Source organism: Allobacillus salarius (assembly GCF_007559425.1).
Classification (GTDB): Bacteria; Bacillota; Bacilli; order Bacillales; family Alkalibacillaceae; genus Allobacillus; species Allobacillus salarius.
Window position 1 is genome coordinate 1 of record NZ_VMHE01000033.1, and the last position, 16,660, is coordinate 16,660.

At 39.0% G+C, this 16,660-nt stretch carries 18 protein-coding genes and 1 riboswitch; of the genes, 11 read left to right on the forward strand and 7 right to left on the reverse strand.

Annotated elements, in window-relative coordinates; all coding sequences use genetic code 11:
- Positions 1–135: 135 nt before the first annotated feature.
- Positions 136–1,122, reverse strand: a complete 987-nt coding sequence (locus FPQ13_RS12040; protein ID WP_144089570.1) for an NAD(P)/FAD-dependent oxidoreductase — start codon at positions 1,120–1,122, stop codon at positions 136–138.
- A gap of 418 nt (positions 1,123–1,540) precedes the next feature.
- Between FPQ13_RS12040 and FPQ13_RS12045 the strand changes: the two genes are divergently transcribed.
- From FPQ13_RS12045 to FPQ13_RS12055, 3 genes are all read left to right on the forward strand, one after another.
- The gene (locus FPQ13_RS12045; protein ID WP_144089571.1) at positions 1,541–2,761 is read left to right on the forward strand and encodes an NAD(P)/FAD-dependent oxidoreductase; all 1,221 of its coding nucleotides are present in this window, start codon (positions 1,541–1,543) and stop codon (positions 2,759–2,761) included.
- Between the two features lie 158 nt (positions 2,762–2,919).
- Positions 2,920–3,237: a YuiB family protein gene (locus tag FPQ13_RS12050; protein WP_144089572.1), complete on the forward strand. Its 318-nt coding sequence runs from the start codon at positions 2,920–2,922 to the stop codon at positions 3,235–3,237.
- Positions 3,238–3,380: 143 nt separating this feature from the next.
- Complete coding sequence (locus FPQ13_RS12055) at positions 3,381–3,962, forward strand: 3D domain-containing protein (protein WP_246065515.1); 582 nt, start codon at positions 3,381–3,383, stop codon at positions 3,960–3,962.
- 50 nt (positions 3,963–4,012) lie between these two features.
- Here the strand turns inward: FPQ13_RS12055 and FPQ13_RS12060 are convergent, their stop codons facing one another.
- Positions 4,013–4,486 carry a divergent PAP2 family protein gene (locus FPQ13_RS12060; RefSeq protein WP_144089574.1) on the reverse strand — a complete coding sequence of 158 codons (474 nt, stop codon included), beginning with the start codon at positions 4,484–4,486 and terminating at the stop codon, positions 4,013–4,015.
- A 163-nt stretch (positions 4,487–4,649) separates the two neighbouring features.
- Here FPQ13_RS12060 and FPQ13_RS12065 point away from each other — a divergent pair, with 163 nt between their 5' ends.
- The gene (locus FPQ13_RS12065) at positions 4,650–6,131 is read left to right on the forward strand and encodes a leucyl aminopeptidase (protein ID WP_144089575.1); all 1,482 of its coding nucleotides are present in this window, start codon (positions 4,650–4,652) and stop codon (positions 6,129–6,131) included.
- 369 nt (positions 6,132–6,500) lie between these two features.
- Here the strand turns inward: FPQ13_RS12065 and FPQ13_RS12070 are convergent, their stop codons facing one another.
- The 4 genes from FPQ13_RS12070 to FPQ13_RS12085 all read right to left on the reverse strand — a co-directional run bounded on the left by FPQ13_RS12070 (position 6,501) and on the right by FPQ13_RS12085 (position 9,702).
- Positions 6,501–7,103, reverse strand: coding sequence for a biotin transporter BioY (locus FPQ13_RS12070; RefSeq protein WP_144089576.1), 603 nt, complete (start codon positions 7,101–7,103; stop codon positions 6,501–6,503).
- Between the two features lie 168 nt (positions 7,104–7,271).
- Positions 7,272–7,982, reverse strand: a complete 711-nt coding sequence (gene deoD / locus FPQ13_RS12075) for a purine-nucleoside phosphorylase (RefSeq protein ID WP_144089577.1) — start codon at positions 7,980–7,982, stop codon at positions 7,272–7,274.
- A 104-nt stretch (positions 7,983–8,086) separates the two neighbouring features.
- A complete protein-coding gene (locus tag FPQ13_RS12080; protein WP_144089578.1) occupies positions 8,087–8,896 on the reverse strand; it encodes a VLRF1 family aeRF1-type release factor in 810 nt (269 codons plus the stop codon).
- Positions 8,897–9,039: 143 nt separating this feature from the next.
- Complete coding sequence (locus FPQ13_RS12085) at positions 9,040–9,702, reverse strand: DUF4352 domain-containing protein (protein ID WP_144089579.1); 663 nt, start codon at positions 9,700–9,702, stop codon at positions 9,040–9,042.
- Positions 9,703–10,061: 359 nt separating this feature from the next.
- Positions 10,062–10,195: riboswitch (FMN riboswitch) on the forward strand.
- Between the two features lie 45 nt (positions 10,196–10,240).
- Here FPQ13_RS12085 and ribD point away from each other — a divergent pair.
- From ribD to FPQ13_RS12115, 6 genes are all read left to right on the forward strand, one after another.
- Positions 10,241–11,332 carry a bifunctional diaminohydroxyphosphoribosylaminopyrimidine deaminase/5-amino-6-(5-phosphoribosylamino)uracil reductase RibD gene (gene ribD / locus FPQ13_RS12090; protein ID WP_246065517.1) on the forward strand — a complete coding sequence of 364 codons (1,092 nt, stop codon included), beginning with the start codon at positions 10,241–10,243 and terminating at the stop codon, positions 11,330–11,332.
- Positions 11,333–11,343: 11 nt separating this feature from the next.
- Positions 11,344–11,994, forward strand: a complete 651-nt coding sequence (gene ribE, locus FPQ13_RS12095; protein ID WP_144089580.1) for a riboflavin synthase — start codon at positions 11,344–11,346, stop codon at positions 11,992–11,994.
- A 15-nt stretch (positions 11,995–12,009) separates the two neighbouring features.
- Positions 12,010–13,197 carry a bifunctional 3,4-dihydroxy-2-butanone-4-phosphate synthase/GTP cyclohydrolase II gene (locus FPQ13_RS12100; RefSeq protein WP_144089581.1) on the forward strand — a complete coding sequence of 396 codons (1,188 nt, stop codon included), beginning with the start codon at positions 12,010–12,012 and terminating at the stop codon, positions 13,195–13,197.
- A 45-nt stretch (positions 13,198–13,242) separates the two neighbouring features.
- Entirely contained in the window at positions 13,243–13,710 is a 468-nt protein-coding gene (gene ribH / locus FPQ13_RS12105; RefSeq protein WP_144089582.1) for a 6,7-dimethyl-8-ribityllumazine synthase, read from the forward strand.
- A gap of 93 nt (positions 13,711–13,803) precedes the next feature.
- Entirely contained in the window at positions 13,804–14,028 is a 225-nt protein-coding gene (locus FPQ13_RS12110) for a hypothetical protein (RefSeq protein ID WP_144089583.1), read from the forward strand.
- Positions 14,029–14,122: 94 nt separating this feature from the next.
- Entirely contained in the window at positions 14,123–14,704 is a 582-nt protein-coding gene (locus FPQ13_RS12115) for a superoxide dismutase family protein (protein ID WP_144089584.1), read from the forward strand.
- A gap of 123 nt (positions 14,705–14,827) precedes the next feature.
- Here the strand turns inward: FPQ13_RS12115 and FPQ13_RS12120 are convergent, their stop codons facing one another.
- A complete protein-coding gene (locus FPQ13_RS12120; protein WP_144089585.1) occupies positions 14,828–15,661 on the reverse strand; it encodes a hypothetical protein in 834 nt (277 codons plus the stop codon).
- 211 nt (positions 15,662–15,872) lie between these two features.
- Between FPQ13_RS12120 and FPQ13_RS12125 the strand changes: the two genes are divergently transcribed.
- Entirely contained in the window at positions 15,873–16,427 is a 555-nt protein-coding gene (locus FPQ13_RS12125) for a DUF7010 family protein (protein WP_144089586.1), read from the forward strand.
- The last annotated feature ends 233 nt before the right edge of the window (positions 16,428–16,660 follow it).

The window sequence follows — 16,660 nt, forward strand, 5'->3', positions numbered from 1 at the left end:
CGAGTGAGCAAAAATATAAGCTGAAAAGTCGAAAAGAAGAGATTTTACTTAAATAACACTGAAAAGTTTTTTAAGCACAAACCGTCTTCATTAAAAACAAAAAAACCGCCACCCAGGGTAGGGTAGCGGCATCGTTTAACCGAACATATGAGTTGAGTGTTTTGGTTGAACGCGTGCGGATGGGTTCATGTGCACCATTGCGTTGTTAACAGCTGTCGGTCCTTCGCCGAAGCCTGTAGCAATCAGGTTGACTTTTCCAGTATAGGTGCAGATATCGCCGACAGCGTAAATGCCTTCGATGTTCGTTTCCATTTTCGTATTAACAGCAATGCTGTTTTTATCAATTTCGAGTCCCCAATTTTTGATTGGTCCTAGTGACGATACGAATCCAAAGTTGACGAGCATGTCGTCAATTTCGACGTTGATTTTGTCATCATCTTTTGGCTTCTGCAACGTGACAGACTCAATCGCCTCGGTTCCATGAAGTTCTGTAGGAACATAGGGCGTCAATATGTTGACGGAAGATTGCTTCAACTGTGCAACACTGTGTTCGTGAGCACGGAAATCTTCTCGGCGGTGAACGAGTGTCACTTGGCTGGCAATTGGCTCAAGCATTAGTGACCAGTCCACAGCTGAATCGCCTCCGCCGCAAATCATTACGTGACGATCACGGAAAGATTCCAAGTTAGTAATGTAATAATGTAGATTGTGCTGTTCATATTGGTCACATTCTGGTATACGCAATTTACGTGGTTCGAATGCACCATTACCGGCTGTTATGATAACTGTTTTGGAATAGAAAGTTTCCTTGTCCGTCGTTAAGCGAAATAAATTCTCTTCTAACTTCACAATTTCTTGAACAGCTTGACCAAGTGTAATTTTCGGGTCGAAAGGTTTTACTTGATCATATAGATTATCGACGAGCTCTTGAGCACGAACTTTTGGAAAACCTGCCACGTCATAAATATATTTTTCTGGGTATAACGCGGTTAATTGCCCCCCAATATGGGGTAAACTCTCTATGATATGAACATCAGCATCGCGTAAACCGCCATAAAATGCAGTAAATAAACCGACCGGTCCAGCGCCGATGATCGTAATATCGTGAATATTGTCGTTCATAACTGAATACCTCCAAGTCCAAATATGACTTTTCACACCAAGAATCATTATAACATTTTCAAGAAAATATGCTAAATGGTTTGCAAAAAATGGCGAAAAAAATAATTGGAAACAATGTTTTAAGCTACTAATCAAACAATTCACCAAACATCATGACAGCACCGAATTTGCGCGAACAGAGAGATCTTTGCCAAGGTAATTTTCAGAAAGGTTGGAATTTAACTTTTGGACTTGAAAAAGCGGTTTAAAAGTTCTATGATTGTTTTTAGATGTTGAATTTTACAAAAATGTGACATTCTCGTTAAGTTCGTGAAGAAAATCACAAAGTCATCGAGCAATGGGTAAAGTTATTTTTTCTGTGACGTTGTGTAAGCGTTTTTCATGAGGAGAAGAAATATTATGGATGGAAGTGATTAGAATGAGTAGACCTAACATTGTCGTACTTGGTGCTGGTTATGGAGGCATTATGACAACGGTTCGTTTGCAAAAAGAATTGAAAGCAAACGATGCAAACATCACGTTGGTTAACAAAAATGACTACCATTATCAAACTACTTGGTTGCATGAAATTTCTGCAGGTACGTTACATCATGATAGAGCACGGATTCCAATCGGTGATTTGATCGACTTTAATCGCGTGAACTTTATTCAAGACACGGTTCTATCGATCGATCCTGAAGGACAAAGAGTTCAGCTTGAAGAAGGTGAACTGACGTATGATTACTTAGTGATTGGATTGGGCTTCGAAACAGCTACTTTCGGAATCGAAGGCTTGCTTGAACATGCTCACTCCATTACAAACATTAATAGCTCTCGTTTAATTCGTGAAGAAATTGAAAGTAACTTTGCAAAATACAACAATGAACCAGAAGAGCGCGATGATTTACTGACAATTGTTGTCGGTGGTGCAGGATTCACCGGTATCGAATTTTTGGGTGAAATTGCGAACCGTGTACCTGAACTATGTGAAGAGTATGATATTCCACGAGAAAAAGTCAGAATTATTAACGTAGAAGCTGGTCCGACAGCACTTGCCGGATTTGATCCAGAGCTTGTTGAATATGCAATGAACCGCCTTGAAGAAAAAGGTGTCGAATTCCGTATTAGCACAATGATCAAAAAAGTAACTGAAGATGGTATTGTTGTCGAAAAAGACGACGAGCAAGAAATGATTCCTTCTCGTAATGTCGTTTGGGCAGCCGGAGTTACAGGAAACTCTATTGTTGGCGAATCAGGATTCGAAGTAAACCGGAACAAAGTACCTGTACGTGAAGATTTACGTGCACCGGAATATGACAATGTATTTGTCGTTGGTGACTGTGCTGTTCTGATGAACCCTGAAACAGAAAGACCATACCCACCAACTGCGCAAATCGCTATTCAAATGGCTGAATTAACAGCTCGCAATTTGAAGCAAGTTGTCCACGGCAATAACGAACTTGAACCTTTTGAATTTGATAACAAAGGAACAGTTGCTTCCCTTGGAAATACAGATGCAATTGGTGTCATATTTGGCGACCGTAAGCTATTTGGACGTTCTGCATCCATCATGAAGAAAGTAATCGATAACCGTTACTTATTGAAACTTGGCGGTGTAGGTCTGTTTTTGAAAAAAGGAAAGCTGGATATGTACCATTAATGTTTAACGAAGCAAAAGCGGTTATACACTGCTTTTGCTTTTTTACTTTCTACCATTCGTCAAAAAACAGCCATAAAGCTCGAGTGAATCGACTTTGAAAATTGTTTTGAATAAGGTAGAATGATGGAGTGTCTAGAGAATTTTTAGGGGGAGCAAGTATGGATATTATTCAAGGAATTGTAGCAGCAGTGCTATTTTTCGTCTTGTTTTTCGGAATCGCTTTTATACTGAATATGTTACTACGCATGACATGGATCATGTCGTTTATATTTCCGATTGTCGTCATATTAATTATCGACGATGTGTCGTTCATGAGTTATTTGACAGAACCAGATGTCGCATTTCCAGCCCTAGGTGCAAAAATCACCGGGTTAAAAATATGGGATATACTAATATTATTAGCAGGATTCTTCGGAACAATCGTTTCTGGAATTTCCATAAAAATGTTACGTAAAAACGGATATCAAATGTTTTAAAGGGTAGTCTAAAAGTAGAAAAGCATAGAATTTTGTCGAAAAATGTTTAAAAGCTTCTTAAAAAGGAAACGCTAAGCCATAGTGAGGTGGTTTACATGCGAACTCCTGCAAGAAGCTTTTTATTTATGGGGATGTTCATTCTGATGAATTCTTACTTCGTGCTCACTTCCTATTCAAGTGAAAATGATGAAAGTAAATTCACGTTGAATCTTTCGGCCAAAGAATCGGCTTTGGCAAAAAAATCGGACATAACTTTAGTGGATTCTATAGAAGATTATGATATTGAGCTTGCGAGTCTATCTACCGAAGCGTATCGTCAGTTTGAAATAAAAACAGTGATTGCAACTAGCTATACGGCAGGTGTCGAGTCAACCGGGAAAAGCCCGGGTCACCCGAATTACGGGATTACATTTTCAGGATTAGAGGTACAACGTGATGAGCTTTCAACCATCGCTGCGGATCCAGAATTCTTACCACTTGGAAGTGTATTGTATATACCAAACTATGGATATGGAATTGTTGCAGATACAGGAAGTGCAATCAAAGGAAACAAAATCGATTTGTATTATGAAACCGTTGATGAAGTATTTAGTCAATGGGGCAAAAAAGAAATCGATGTTTTCCTCATTGAAGAAGGAGAAGGGCAATTGACGGAGGAAGAATTCGATCAATGGTCCAAAAAAATTGAAACAGGCAACTTGCCGACATTTCAAGAAAGCCTATAACAACAAAAATCCGCTGTACAGTTAAAAATACTGGCAGCGGATTTTTTTGACTAAATAAATGAATAAACAACAATAGCTAAAATAATTCCAGTTAATGCACCGAAGAAAACTTCGATCGGTTGGTGACCAAGTAATTCCTTTAACTCTTCTTTTTTCTGTTGTTGTTCTTTTTGTGGCCAATTTTTCGCATCCGCTACAAGACGTTGGAAATCTTTGACGAGCTGGTTCAATATCGTCGCATGCTCTCCCGCCTGGCGTCTAATTCCTGTCGCATCGTACATGACAATAATACTTAGTACAGTTGCAATTGCAAAAAAAGGTGAATCGAGACCATTCTCAATTCCAATTGCCGTAGCTAACGAAGTAACAGAGGCCGAATGACTGCTTGGCATACCGCCAGTACTGAACGCCAATCCCGGCTTAAACTCACGTGTTGCAATGAAGTGGATGGGGATTTTGACCACTTGTGCAAACAGAACAGCTAACAAAGCAATCCACAGTGGAGTATTCGTAAAAATTTCCATGTTATCATCTACCTTTAAACATACTATTCTCATAGTACCCAAAAAATGCGGAATGACAAACAAGTTTGATGAAGAAAGTATGTCAAGATTGAAGTTAGGTTGTCTATTTCGCATAACGAAGTAATCTGATATGATAAACATATACAATAAAAGGAGTGAGGACATGTTTCAACAAACACAAGAAAATGTCACAAAAGTTTCGACGAAAGCCTTAATTGTTGGCTTATTTGAAGAACAAAAAAATAATCAAACAACCTATGAAGAACTAAATCAAGCGTTCGATCAGCAGTTGGATGAACTGATGCAAGCAGGAGATCTTTCTAACAAATATGGAAAGGTCGGAAAAATACATACGCTAGGAAAGATTGAAGCGGAGCGTTTATACTTCATCGGTCTTGGCAAACGAGAAGAACTAACGACGAACCGTCTACGTAAAGCAGTAGGTAAAACATTTCAATCCATCCAAAAAGATGGTTTTGATCAAGCAGCTGTTTCTATAGCGAGCATCTTTCAGGAAAACCCAACAGAAGAACTGCTTGAAGCAATTGGAGATGCATTTGCCTTATCAACATTCGAACAATCTACATGTCATACAAATAGACCTGAAAAAACAAATTTAGGTTCATTAAAATTCATTAGTAATCAAGAGCTTGATCTGTCAGCTGTAGAGAAAGGTTACGCTTATGGAACAGGTGCCAACACGGCGAGATATTTAGTCAACCTTCCAAGTAACTTGCTAACGGCAACTGACCTAGCGAATTTCGCTGAAAACATTGCCAATGAAAATGACCTAGAAATCGAAGTTCTCGGTAAAGAAGAAATTGAAGAGCTTGGCATGGGTGCACTCCTTGCCGTCAACCAAGGATCCAATGAGCCACCACGCTTTATCGTCATGAAATATCAAGGAAAAGAGACATGGGAGAACCCAACAGCACTTGTCGGAAAAGGAATCACCTTTGATACCGGCGGTTATTCGTTAAAGCCTAAAGACGGCATTGTCGGCATGAAAATGGATATGGGCGGAGCAGCAGCAGTTGTTGGCGCTATGGAAGCAATCGGTAAAACGAAACCGAAAGAAAACGTCATGGGCATAATTGCAGCAACAGACAACATGATTAGCGGAAAAGCATTTAAACCAGACGACGTCATCGTATCGATGAGCGGGAAAACAATCGAAATCCGCAATACAGATGCAGAAGGGCGCTTGGCACTTGCAGACGCCGTTGCTTATGCAAGAAAAGAAGGCGCAGCTAAAATTGTGGATATCGCTACCTTAACCGGCGGTGTCATTGTTGCATTAGGTGATAAAGTCACAGGAGCCCTAACAAACAACGATGAATGGTTTGAAGAAATTAAAACAGCTTCTGAAAAAATGGATGAACCAGTTTGGGCGTTCCCATACATGGAACATTACCGTGAAGAAGTTCGAACAAGCCATATCGCTGACTTAAACAACTCACCAGGAAGAAAAGCACAATCAATTTTAGCAGCAGCTTTCGTCGGTGAATTTGCCGATGACACGCCATGGGTACATTTAGATATCGCAGGTACAGCAGTATCCGATTCAGAATATGACCTCGGGCCAAAAGGATCAACAGGTGTTATGGCAAGAACATTAGCTAAAGCTTTTGATTTAGACAAATAACATTAATACTAAATTCCATAAAAAAGGCTAGCAATCATTAGTAGGTGCTGGCCTTTTATTTACCGTTCATCCGCTATTTTTTTGTACATGATCCGCGGTCATTAGTGTTACTACTTTATAGTGCACGTTTCGGTATATAAGCAGGCGTCGAAACTCATCCAGAAGCCGTCGAATAAACGTGGCAAGCCGTCGAAATCTTTCTTGAAGCCGTCGAATAAACGTGGCAAGCTGTCGAAATCTATCTCTTGCAGTACCCGAAATAATCATCGTAAAGCGAGTCTTTGCTCAATTCTATGAAAAATAGGTTGAAACCGATCGCTATAACAAAAGTAAAAACGCCATTCACCAAGTGAATGACGTTTCAATCATTTATTGATTTCGCAATGACGGGCTAACTCGTTGGATTCTTGTTACAAAAGAAGGCAGGCTAACTGCCAGTATACCAGTGATCACAGCATCCTTAATGAAAAATGGCAACATCATCAACATGGATCCATACATGGAAATTGGCACTTCCAACACATTATTCATTGAAAAATATAGATAAGGTGTTCCAATTAAATAGTTTACGATTAGTCCACCGAAGACAGCGAAAGAATACGTAGCCAAACTATTATTGGAAGCTTTTTCAATAATCAATCCAGAGATATAGGCTACAAAAACAAATGAGATTAAAAATCCACCTGTCGGCATTGCAAAGATGGCAATCCCCCCACTCATTTCTGCAAATACAGGCACACCGATAGCTCCAACAGCGAGATAAACAATCATCGAAAATGTGCCAAGTTTTCTACCTAACAAAATCCCGGCCAGGATCGCAAAGAACGTTTGCAAAGTAAGCGGAACTTCCCCACCTGCGTATGTAATTTTTAAAGCAGGAACCCAATAAGCTAAGTTGGCTCCAATCATCATTAGGACGACAAAAACTGCTCCCATCGTCAAGTCGACTGTACGAAATCTTTGATTATTCATATTGATTACCCCTCTTTTTCTGAATTCTTTTTCTTTATGATATAAGAGAAGTTGAATGATTGTCAACCAAAAAAATAATAGGTTAACAATAGAGAGGGTTTTATCCACAAATAAAAAACTTCTCAAAAGCTCAAAAACTTTTGAGAAGTCATTGATCAAACTCAATACTTAACGAATACTTGCTTCCAATGCGACATCAATCATCTCACTGAATGTTTTCTGACGTTCTTCTGGTGTTGTTTCTTCACCTGTTAAGATGTGATCGCTCACCGTCAATACAGAAAGCGCACGACAGCCATGTTTTGCAGCTAATGTATATAGAGCAGTAGTTTCCATTTCAACACCTAAAACATTGTATTCCGCTAATTTTTCGAACAACTCCATTGCGTTGTCTCGATAGAAGCTGTCACTTGTAAATACGTTACCGACACGAAGATTCAAGTTCATTTCTTCACCGACGTCATATGCATTTTTCAACAAACCGAAGTCAGCAGCCGGTGCATAATCAATACCCCCGAAAACCATGCGATTCATTTGGGAATCCGTTGTTGCCGTTTGAGCTAAAATGACGTCACGTACTTTGACGTCTTTTTGCAATGCTCCACAAGAACCAACGCGGATTAAATTCTTTACACCATATTCATTAATCAATTCATTGACGTAAATCGAAATGCTTGGTACGCCCATTCCAGTACCTTGAACCGAAATACGCTCACCCTTATACGTACCTGTAAAACCTAACATGCCACGTACTTCATTATACTGCGTGACATCTTCCAAGAAGTTCTCTGCAATATATTTTGCCCGAAGCGGATCCCCTGGAAGTAAAATCGTTTCAGCGATATCGCCTTTTTTTGCGCCAATATGTGCTGTACTCATTTCAAAAGTTCCTCCTTCAACTGTTCTGTATAAAAGTTATCATAAGATAGGCGAAAAGAAAAAGAAAATCCCTATGCAATTGTTTTGTATAGGGATGAGTTGCGTTAAGCAAATACAACTTCCTCAATCACTTTCGTCTCTTCATGATTTAATAAATTTTTATTAATTTTATTTTCTACAGGTTTATTCATCGCTTGTTCCAAGTCATCCGTCTCTTCATGTGCACCGACTAAATAAATTCGCTGCCAACCGTTATCTTTGGCGAGTTTATCTAATTTCGGTGCGACTTGTTTATACCATCGTTCACGATGTGCTTCAAAACGGTCTTTGAATTCATCTTGCTTAGATGATTTCGCGCCTGATGTTCCCATGTTTCGATCGGCTAAGTGAGCCCCTTGATGAAGCCGCCAATCCTCTGTATCTAGGTCTAGTTCAAAAACTTTCGTATCATTCACGCTGCCAAGATTGGCATCAATGCATTTGATTTCCTCTTGTTGCGTTAAAATAATACCTGTCTTCGGGAATTCCTTCTGTATTAGCTTCAACTGATCGAGCTTCGCCGTTTCCTCCCAATGGAATTCATTTTCCACAGGCATTTGTAACGTTTCAGCAAACCAAACTGAATCATCTGAAGCGGCTACAATGACCAAGCTTTTTTTGAAATTCGGCTGTTCATCTTGTACAAAACGTTCTACTTTTTCTTTTACATTCCAAAAGTTACGCTTTTCGTCAGAATCGTCATCTTCTTTAAGATAGTTTTCAAAGTTCTGCATCGCATTTTTGAAATGAATTTGCCACTTACCATCTAAGTTCCCAGGGTCGGCTGGATCTGTGTTCAAATACATCGTAAACACACGATGGGGAGATTCGAGATATAGTGATTCAAGCTTCTTCAGTTCTTTATTTAAATCCATAATAGAAACACTCCTTTTAATAAAAGTGACTCTATTAAAGTATTTCCGTTTAAAGAAGTGATTAAACGCAGGAGATAGTCGCAAACAATTTATTATGCAATAAAAAAAAGAGGCCTCCATCACAGAGGCTTCTAGAAATAACTTTATTTAAGTTCAATTTCAAAATCGAGATCTTCACCGATTGTATCCCAATCTTCATTTAACGGGGCATCGAATACAAGTCGAATACTCTCAATGTCTTCTGCATTCGAGTTTTCAAGTACATAAGCCATCGTTCCGCTTCCTTTAGTTCCAGCCATCATTTCACCTTCAATATGATCACTTAACCACATATCCGGTTCGATTTGTTCACCAGTATTCGTTGACACCGTACCTTGACCGGCATAAAAACTAATATCTTCGTCCGATGTGTTTTCAACAGAAATATCTACCTGAATATAGTCTATCTCATCTGTTTCGAAAAACTGCTGGCCTTCCTCATTTAACTCACCTGAAGTAGCAACAACTTTCTCAATGGTCAACACGACAGGTCCTGTTTCAAATGTATGTTTTTCTTCATTTTTTGCATGTGCTGTAAAAACGCCACCTTCTGTCTCGATCACATCTTCAGTTGATTCACTTTCACTGGACTCTTCATTGCTGGACTCTTCGCTTTCCTGTTGATCATCGCTTTCATCAGCACTTTCTGTACGTTCTTCTTGATCGGAATCTTCAGCACTGGCTTCCTCGCTTGAGTCGCTTCCTCCACATGCTGCTAGAAATGCAGTCAGCATTAACGTGAACAAAACAAATAAAAACTTTTTCATCACTAGATCCCCCTCATTATTTTTTTGAGACAAACCGTTTAATCAAAGTAAATTTTTCATAAAAAAACAGAGCCCGTTCACTGACTCGTAATTGCATCTACCTATATTTGGTTAAGTGAACATGATAAAAAAAACAATTTATGAAGAAACAATAGATGCAATTAATGTCGTAATGAAAAAGAATGAATCGTTTTGTCTCTAACTATATATTACAATAATATTACAAAGAATTTAAGGGGTATAAGTGATAAATTTAAGAAATATCAACCAATGCAAGAAAAAATGAAAATAAAACAAATGGCTAGCAGAAATAAACCAATTAAATTATAATGATGATGATACAATTAAATTATAGGGTTACGATTCTTCGGGGCAGGGTGAAAATCCCGACCGGTGGTAACAAGTGAGAGCTTGAAGTCCACGACCCGCGCGAGCGGTTGATCCAGTGCGAATCTGGAACCGACAGTTAGAGTCTGGAGGGGAGAAGGATCTGAAACGTTAACGGCCAAAAGAGATTGCTTGATTAGGAGGTTAACGTTTGAAAGAATCAAAAGATTATATGAAACATGCTTTGGAAATGGCAAGGCTGACAATCGGCCAGACGCATCCGAATCCATCGGTTGGCGCAATCGTCGTGAAAAACGGCCGAGTGATTGGCGTCGGAACACATATGAAGCCAGGTGAGCCGCATGCTGAAGTATTTGCACTCCAGCAAGCAGGTGATGAGGCGGAGGGTGCTGACATTTACGTTACCTTAGAGCCTTGTGCCCATTATGGGAAAACACCACCATGTGCCAAAGCGATTATTGATGCAGGAATTAAAAAAGTTTTTGCCGCGACCTTAGACCCGAATCCGAAAGTAGCTGGAAAAGGCGTTCAATGGTTGCGCGATGAAGGAATTGACGTGGAGGTTGGTTTGCATGAAGAAGATGCAATAGAGATCAATAAAGATTTCATGCACTTCATGCGAAATAAACGACCGTACGTCACGATAAAAACAGCTGTTTCGCTCGATGGAAAAATGACAGCGAACAGTGGTGATAGTAAATGGATTACCGGTGAAGCGGCACGGCGTGATGTTCACGAAAACCGCCACCGACATGATGCTATTTTAGTAGGAATTGAAACCGTTAAACATGACGATCCTCAATTAACAACCCGTTTGCCCCACGGAGGAATTAACCCCATACGAATCATCTTGGATACTCATCTATCTATCCCTTTTCATGCAAAAATACTCACAGATAAAGCCGTTCGTACCATCATTGTTTGTGCAAATGATGCGAGCGAATCAACTGAAAAACAATTAAATGAAATAGAACACATTGATGTTTTGCGCATGCCAACAGATGAAATCTATTTAAACGATCTATTGGCAACATTAGCAGAAGATAAAATCATGAGTGTTTATGTAGAAGGCGGCTCAAAGATCCATTCGTCATTCATACATAAACAACTTTTTGATGAGCTTCATGTTTATATGGCTCCAAAGCTGATCGGTGGACCAACGAGTAAACCATTCTTTAACCAAAATGGATTTGCGGAAGTTAGCCAAAGTGTAAAACTTACGTTTGAATCGATCGAACAGATGGATGATGACTTGAAAATTATTGCCAAACCGAAACGGTAGGGGGTTATACAATGTTTACTGGAATTATTGAAGAAGTCGGTGAAATACAAACAATCAACCAAGCAAAAGAATCGCTCGAATTAGATGTAAAAGCATCTGTCGTGACGAAGGATTTGAGTTTGGGTGACAGTATTTCGGTTAACGGTGTTTGTCTAACAGCGACTTCCTTTACAGATACGAATTTCACGATGGATGTGATGCCTGAGACATTTCACCATACGGCGTTAAAAGATTTGAAAGTCGGTTCAAAAGTGAATCTTGAGCGGGCAATGGCTGCAAACGGACGATTTGGCGGTCATTTCGTTTCAGGACACGTCGATGGCATGGGAAAAATCATTAAGCGAGAAACGCGTGAGAATGCAGAATACTTTCATATTGAGGTGCCTGCAAACTTAAGTAAATACATGATGTTAAAGGGCTCTGTCGCCATTGACGGGACATCGCTTACGATATTTGGCTTAGAAAATCATGTGTTAACGATCTCACTCATACCCCACACACAGGATGCAACAACTTTAACGAGCAAAGGGACAGGGGATTTAGTGAATATCGAATGCGATCAATTGTTAAAATATGTCTACCAGCTCGTACAACCAAACGAAGAACAAAAAGAAAAAGGAGTTCCCTTGGAACAGCTGCGAAAATCAGGGTTTCTTGGTTAATAGGAGGGGCAAACAATGTTTGATTCAATAGAAGAAGCAATAGAAGACCTACGCGCAGGCAAAGCTGTTATCGTTGTAGATGACGAAAATAGAGAGAATGAAGGGGACTTTGTCGCACTAGGCGAAAAAGCTACACCTGAAATGATTAACTTCATGGCAACAGAAGGCAGAGGACTAATCTGTGCACCAATTACGAAAGAAAAAGCAGAACAGCTTCAACTGAACATGATGGCTGATGTGAATACAGACAGTCATGGTACTGCATTTACCGTCAGTATCGACCACGTAGAAACAACGACAGGAATTAGTGCAGGTGAACGTTCTAAATCAATTATGCGTCTAGCTGAAGATGATGTCGTTCCAACCGAATTTAAACGACCTGGACATATTTTTCCGTTAATCGCGAAAGAAGGCGGCGTTTTGCGTCGAGCAGGGCATACAGAAGCGGCCATTGATTTGGCGAAAATCGCCGGTTCAAAACCTGTCGGTGCCATTTGTGAAATTATGAATGAAGATGGATCGATGGCTCGTGTGCCAGAACTTCGTAAATTGGCGGATGAAAAAGGCTTGAAATTGATTACGATTGAAGATTTAATAAAGTATCGTAGAAAGCACGAAAAATTAATCAGCCGTGAAATCGAAATTAACTTACCGACATCGTTCGGGGATTTCAATGTAGTTGCTTACACAAATGATTTAGATGGTCGTGAGCATCTTGCCTTAGTGAAAGGTGACATTACCCCACATGAGCCTACGCTGGTCCGCGTGCATAGTGAATGCTTAACAGGCGACGTATTTGGTTCTCACCGCTGTGATTGTGGACCACAATTAGAAGCCGCCTTAAAACAAATTGAAGAAGAAGGAAAAGGTGTCCTGCTTTATATGCGTCAAGAAGGTCGCGGAATTGGCTTATTGAATAAACTGAAAGCCTATAAGCTTCAAGAAGAAGGCTATGATACCGTTGAAGCGAACCATAAGCTTGGTTTTCCAGCTGATTTACGGGATTACGGTTTAGGTGCACAAATTTTAGAAGACGTCGGCGTACGCAAAATGCGCCTACTTACGAATAATCCACGTAAGATTAAAGGACTCCACGGTTATGAGCTTGAACTAGTTGAACGTGTACCACTTAAAATGGAATCAAATAAAAACAACGAGAAATACTTGCAAACAAAACGCGATAAATTAGGCCATTTGTTTTAAGTTAAAGTGAAACTACACTGGTAAACATTTGAGGAGGAATATAAGTTGAAAACATATGAAGGAAGTCTAGTAGGAACAGGACTAAAAGTAGCGATCGTCGTCGGTCGTTTCAATGAATTTATCAATGAAAGATTGTTAGACGGCGCGGTAAGTGCTTTGAAGCGTCACGGTGTAGACGAAAATGATATTGAAGTAGCTTGGGTCCCAGGCGCTTATGAAATTCCGTTGGCAGCGAAAAAGCTTGCCGAAACGAAAAACTACGATGCCCTCGTTACGCTTGGCTCTGTCATTCGTGGTGCGACACCACATTTTGAGTATGTCAGTGGAGAAGTATCGAGCGGCGTTGCTGCTGTCAGCAAAGAAACAGGCGTACCGACGATTTTCGGTGTCTTAACAACTGATACGATTGAACAAGCGATTGAGCGTGCAGGAACGAAAGCAGGAAACAAAGGTTATGATTGTGCCATTGCAGCAATTGAAATGGCAAATTTATTACAAGAAATCGATAAGTAAATTGTCAAAAAGGTGAAACACTCTACTGACAAACGTGCAATTTCCTATGTTATACTGGAGCTAATCACATAGACAAAAAAGTAGGTGTTCGTCATGCCTTTGATCCAATTTCCAATTTTAATGCCTTTTCTTTATTTTCCTAATGATAAAACAGAATATCTTCCAGCCATTTTGACGATGATCGCTTTTCTAATCGTTGCTATCTTGGCTTTTATTCTCATTAAGAGAATTTCTAAAAAGCAAGAAGAGAAATTTAATGAGGAATATGGTTCGATTATTCAAGAAAATAAGGAAAAAGATCAAACGAATAAGAACTAATGAAACATCCACTCACGAGTAGTGGGTGTTTTTTTAGTTATAATCGTTTAAAATCCTTACAGACTAGCCAAACTGTCAGGTGAGGTGGTAAAAAATGAAACGAGCAATTTTAATAATTTCAATGACAGCTTTTTTAATCGGATGCCAATCCGACCAAAAAACAATGGTAGAAACCGATATTTACAATGCAGATTCAGATATTATCGGAAAAGCGACCATTTCTGAAGAGCCCGAAGGTGTAAAAGTCAAAGTGGCACTTGAAGGATTGGAACCAGGCTTTCATGGTATTCACATTCATGAATTTCCTAAATGTGAAGGTCCGAATTTCGAGTCAGCAGGAAATCACTGGACAATTGACGACTCTAAACATGGCTTAATGCATCCAGAAGGTCCGCATGTTGGTGATATGCCGAATATTGAAGTCGGCGGAGACGGTACGATTGCTGATTATGAATTTGTTCTATCGGAAGCAACATTAAAAGATGGAAAAGGCTCAATGTTCTCAGATGAAGGAAAGGCACTAATCATTCATTCTGGTCAAGATGATGGTGTAAGCCAACCAGCTGGTAATTCTGGTGAGCGAATTGCCTGTGCAGTCATTAAAAAAGATTCCGAGCTACAAGAAGGCACAAACCCAGGCGATCAAGTTGAGCAAAAAGAAGAGGAAGAATCATGATTTTTATCTAATCCTTAAATATCTAGTTAATAAGTGCATCTCTTATTAGCTAGATATTTAATAACGCTAATTCCTACAACAACAGGTAGATTTTAAATTAACTGCAATTCTTATTTCTGTAGCTTAATGATCAAAGTAATCGTATATAACCTTTCTTGCTACCCCATAATCTACTGTTAAAACATCATTTATATTACTTTCTTCCAATAATCTTCGTACAATTTCCGCGCCATAATAATATCCTAACCGATATGATGTCAGTCTCGTAAAGTCTTCAATACCGAACAACCTATGATAAAGTGTAGTATTCAATATTCCTTCATTTACCGCATTGTGTAACTTATAACCAATCTCTCGTTTCATATTTTCACAGTTTCTAACCCACTCTGAAACCTGCTCATGATCAATAAACCCAAACCAATACGAATCCTCTATTTTCTCATCCAACATCACGTAACTGATATACGTTGCTATACCTTCAGAGAGTAATAACTTGAAATACTTTTCTTCAACATTGTTGTGGTTATCTCGGTAGAAATGAGGGTTAAGACAATAATGAATGGAATGAAGTATTTCATGAGTCATAATCGTTTTAAAATTGTACAGATCAAGTCTCGGAATTACAGCATTTAAACCGAAAAATACATAAGGCATTCCATCAATCAAAATTCCATGACCATCAAAACGACTATCGCCAAAGAAGACAATGAGATCAAGGTCAATATTCAGGTGAAGTCTATTGTTTATTCGGTTAAGCATGTCCTTAGCAAGTGGTTCTAAAAAAGAAATCACCTTAGAAACATCTCGTAATGAATATGGTTGCATCAACTCATTTGTATCTTGTATGAAACATGGATTTGAATTGAATAAACGAAAGTATTCTTTGAAAAATGGATGTTCATTTAATTCTTTGTTTTTTGTTATCAATTGTTTTTCTGCTAAATTTATAACTTTCATTTGCCAAATCACCTGATCCATCTCAATTATCCGGCAGATCTAAATAAAATAAATCCACCATCTTAAAACGAAGCTTTAAATAATTGTCTGGTTTATTTTGATAATTATGATAAATTATATAGTAAATACAATATAAACAAAAGACTGTTTTAGACACAAATAAATTTGAGGCATACATTTATTGTTTCGAAAACAATAGGGGGAGAGTACAGTGCAAGTAGAAGAAGCAAAAAGGGATGCAGCAATACGAGGAAAAAGAGGGGTCTCATTTATATTAGCAGGTACGTTTATTTGGATCATCATTACAGCTATATTTTTGATGCCGAATTTACCGTTAGAAACAAAAAATATTTACATGCTCTTTTCTACAGGAATGATGTTCCCGCTTGCCGTTGGTATGTCGACGTTACTGAAAGCAGATTGGAAGTTGGAAGGGAATCCATTGAACATGCTCGGTTTGATTATCAACCTTGCTCAGTTTGCTTATTTTCCATTTATCTTTTGGGCGTTTGCAAAATCACCTGAACAGGTTGTGTTATTTTTCGCCATCATAACGGCTGCGCATTTTTTCCCATACGGTTGGTACTACGAGTCGAAAGCATATTACATGATTGCACCACTTGTTGCAGTGGTGATAACGATAGTCGGTTGGACATTAGGAGCGAGTCAGCTCTGGTTCATTCCAGTTGTAATGGTAGCATCATTAATTATATTAGCGACGTGGGTTACGATTGAGAACAGAGAATGTGCTATGAAGAATGCTTGATTGAACTGCGGGATTAATACAACCGGATGAACTGAAGAAAATGGGTCCAAAGGTTGAACAGAACATTTCATTAGCAAAATCTATTAAAAAATCTCATAGATGAAGATTTAAAAACATTATTAGAGTCCTAAAAAGAGACATTGAAAAAATAAAAAAGATGACGTACAATAGTTTGTGTAAAACTCTTGAAGACAAAAAAAGAGGTAGGGTATCCTCAGAGTAAACAACGAAAC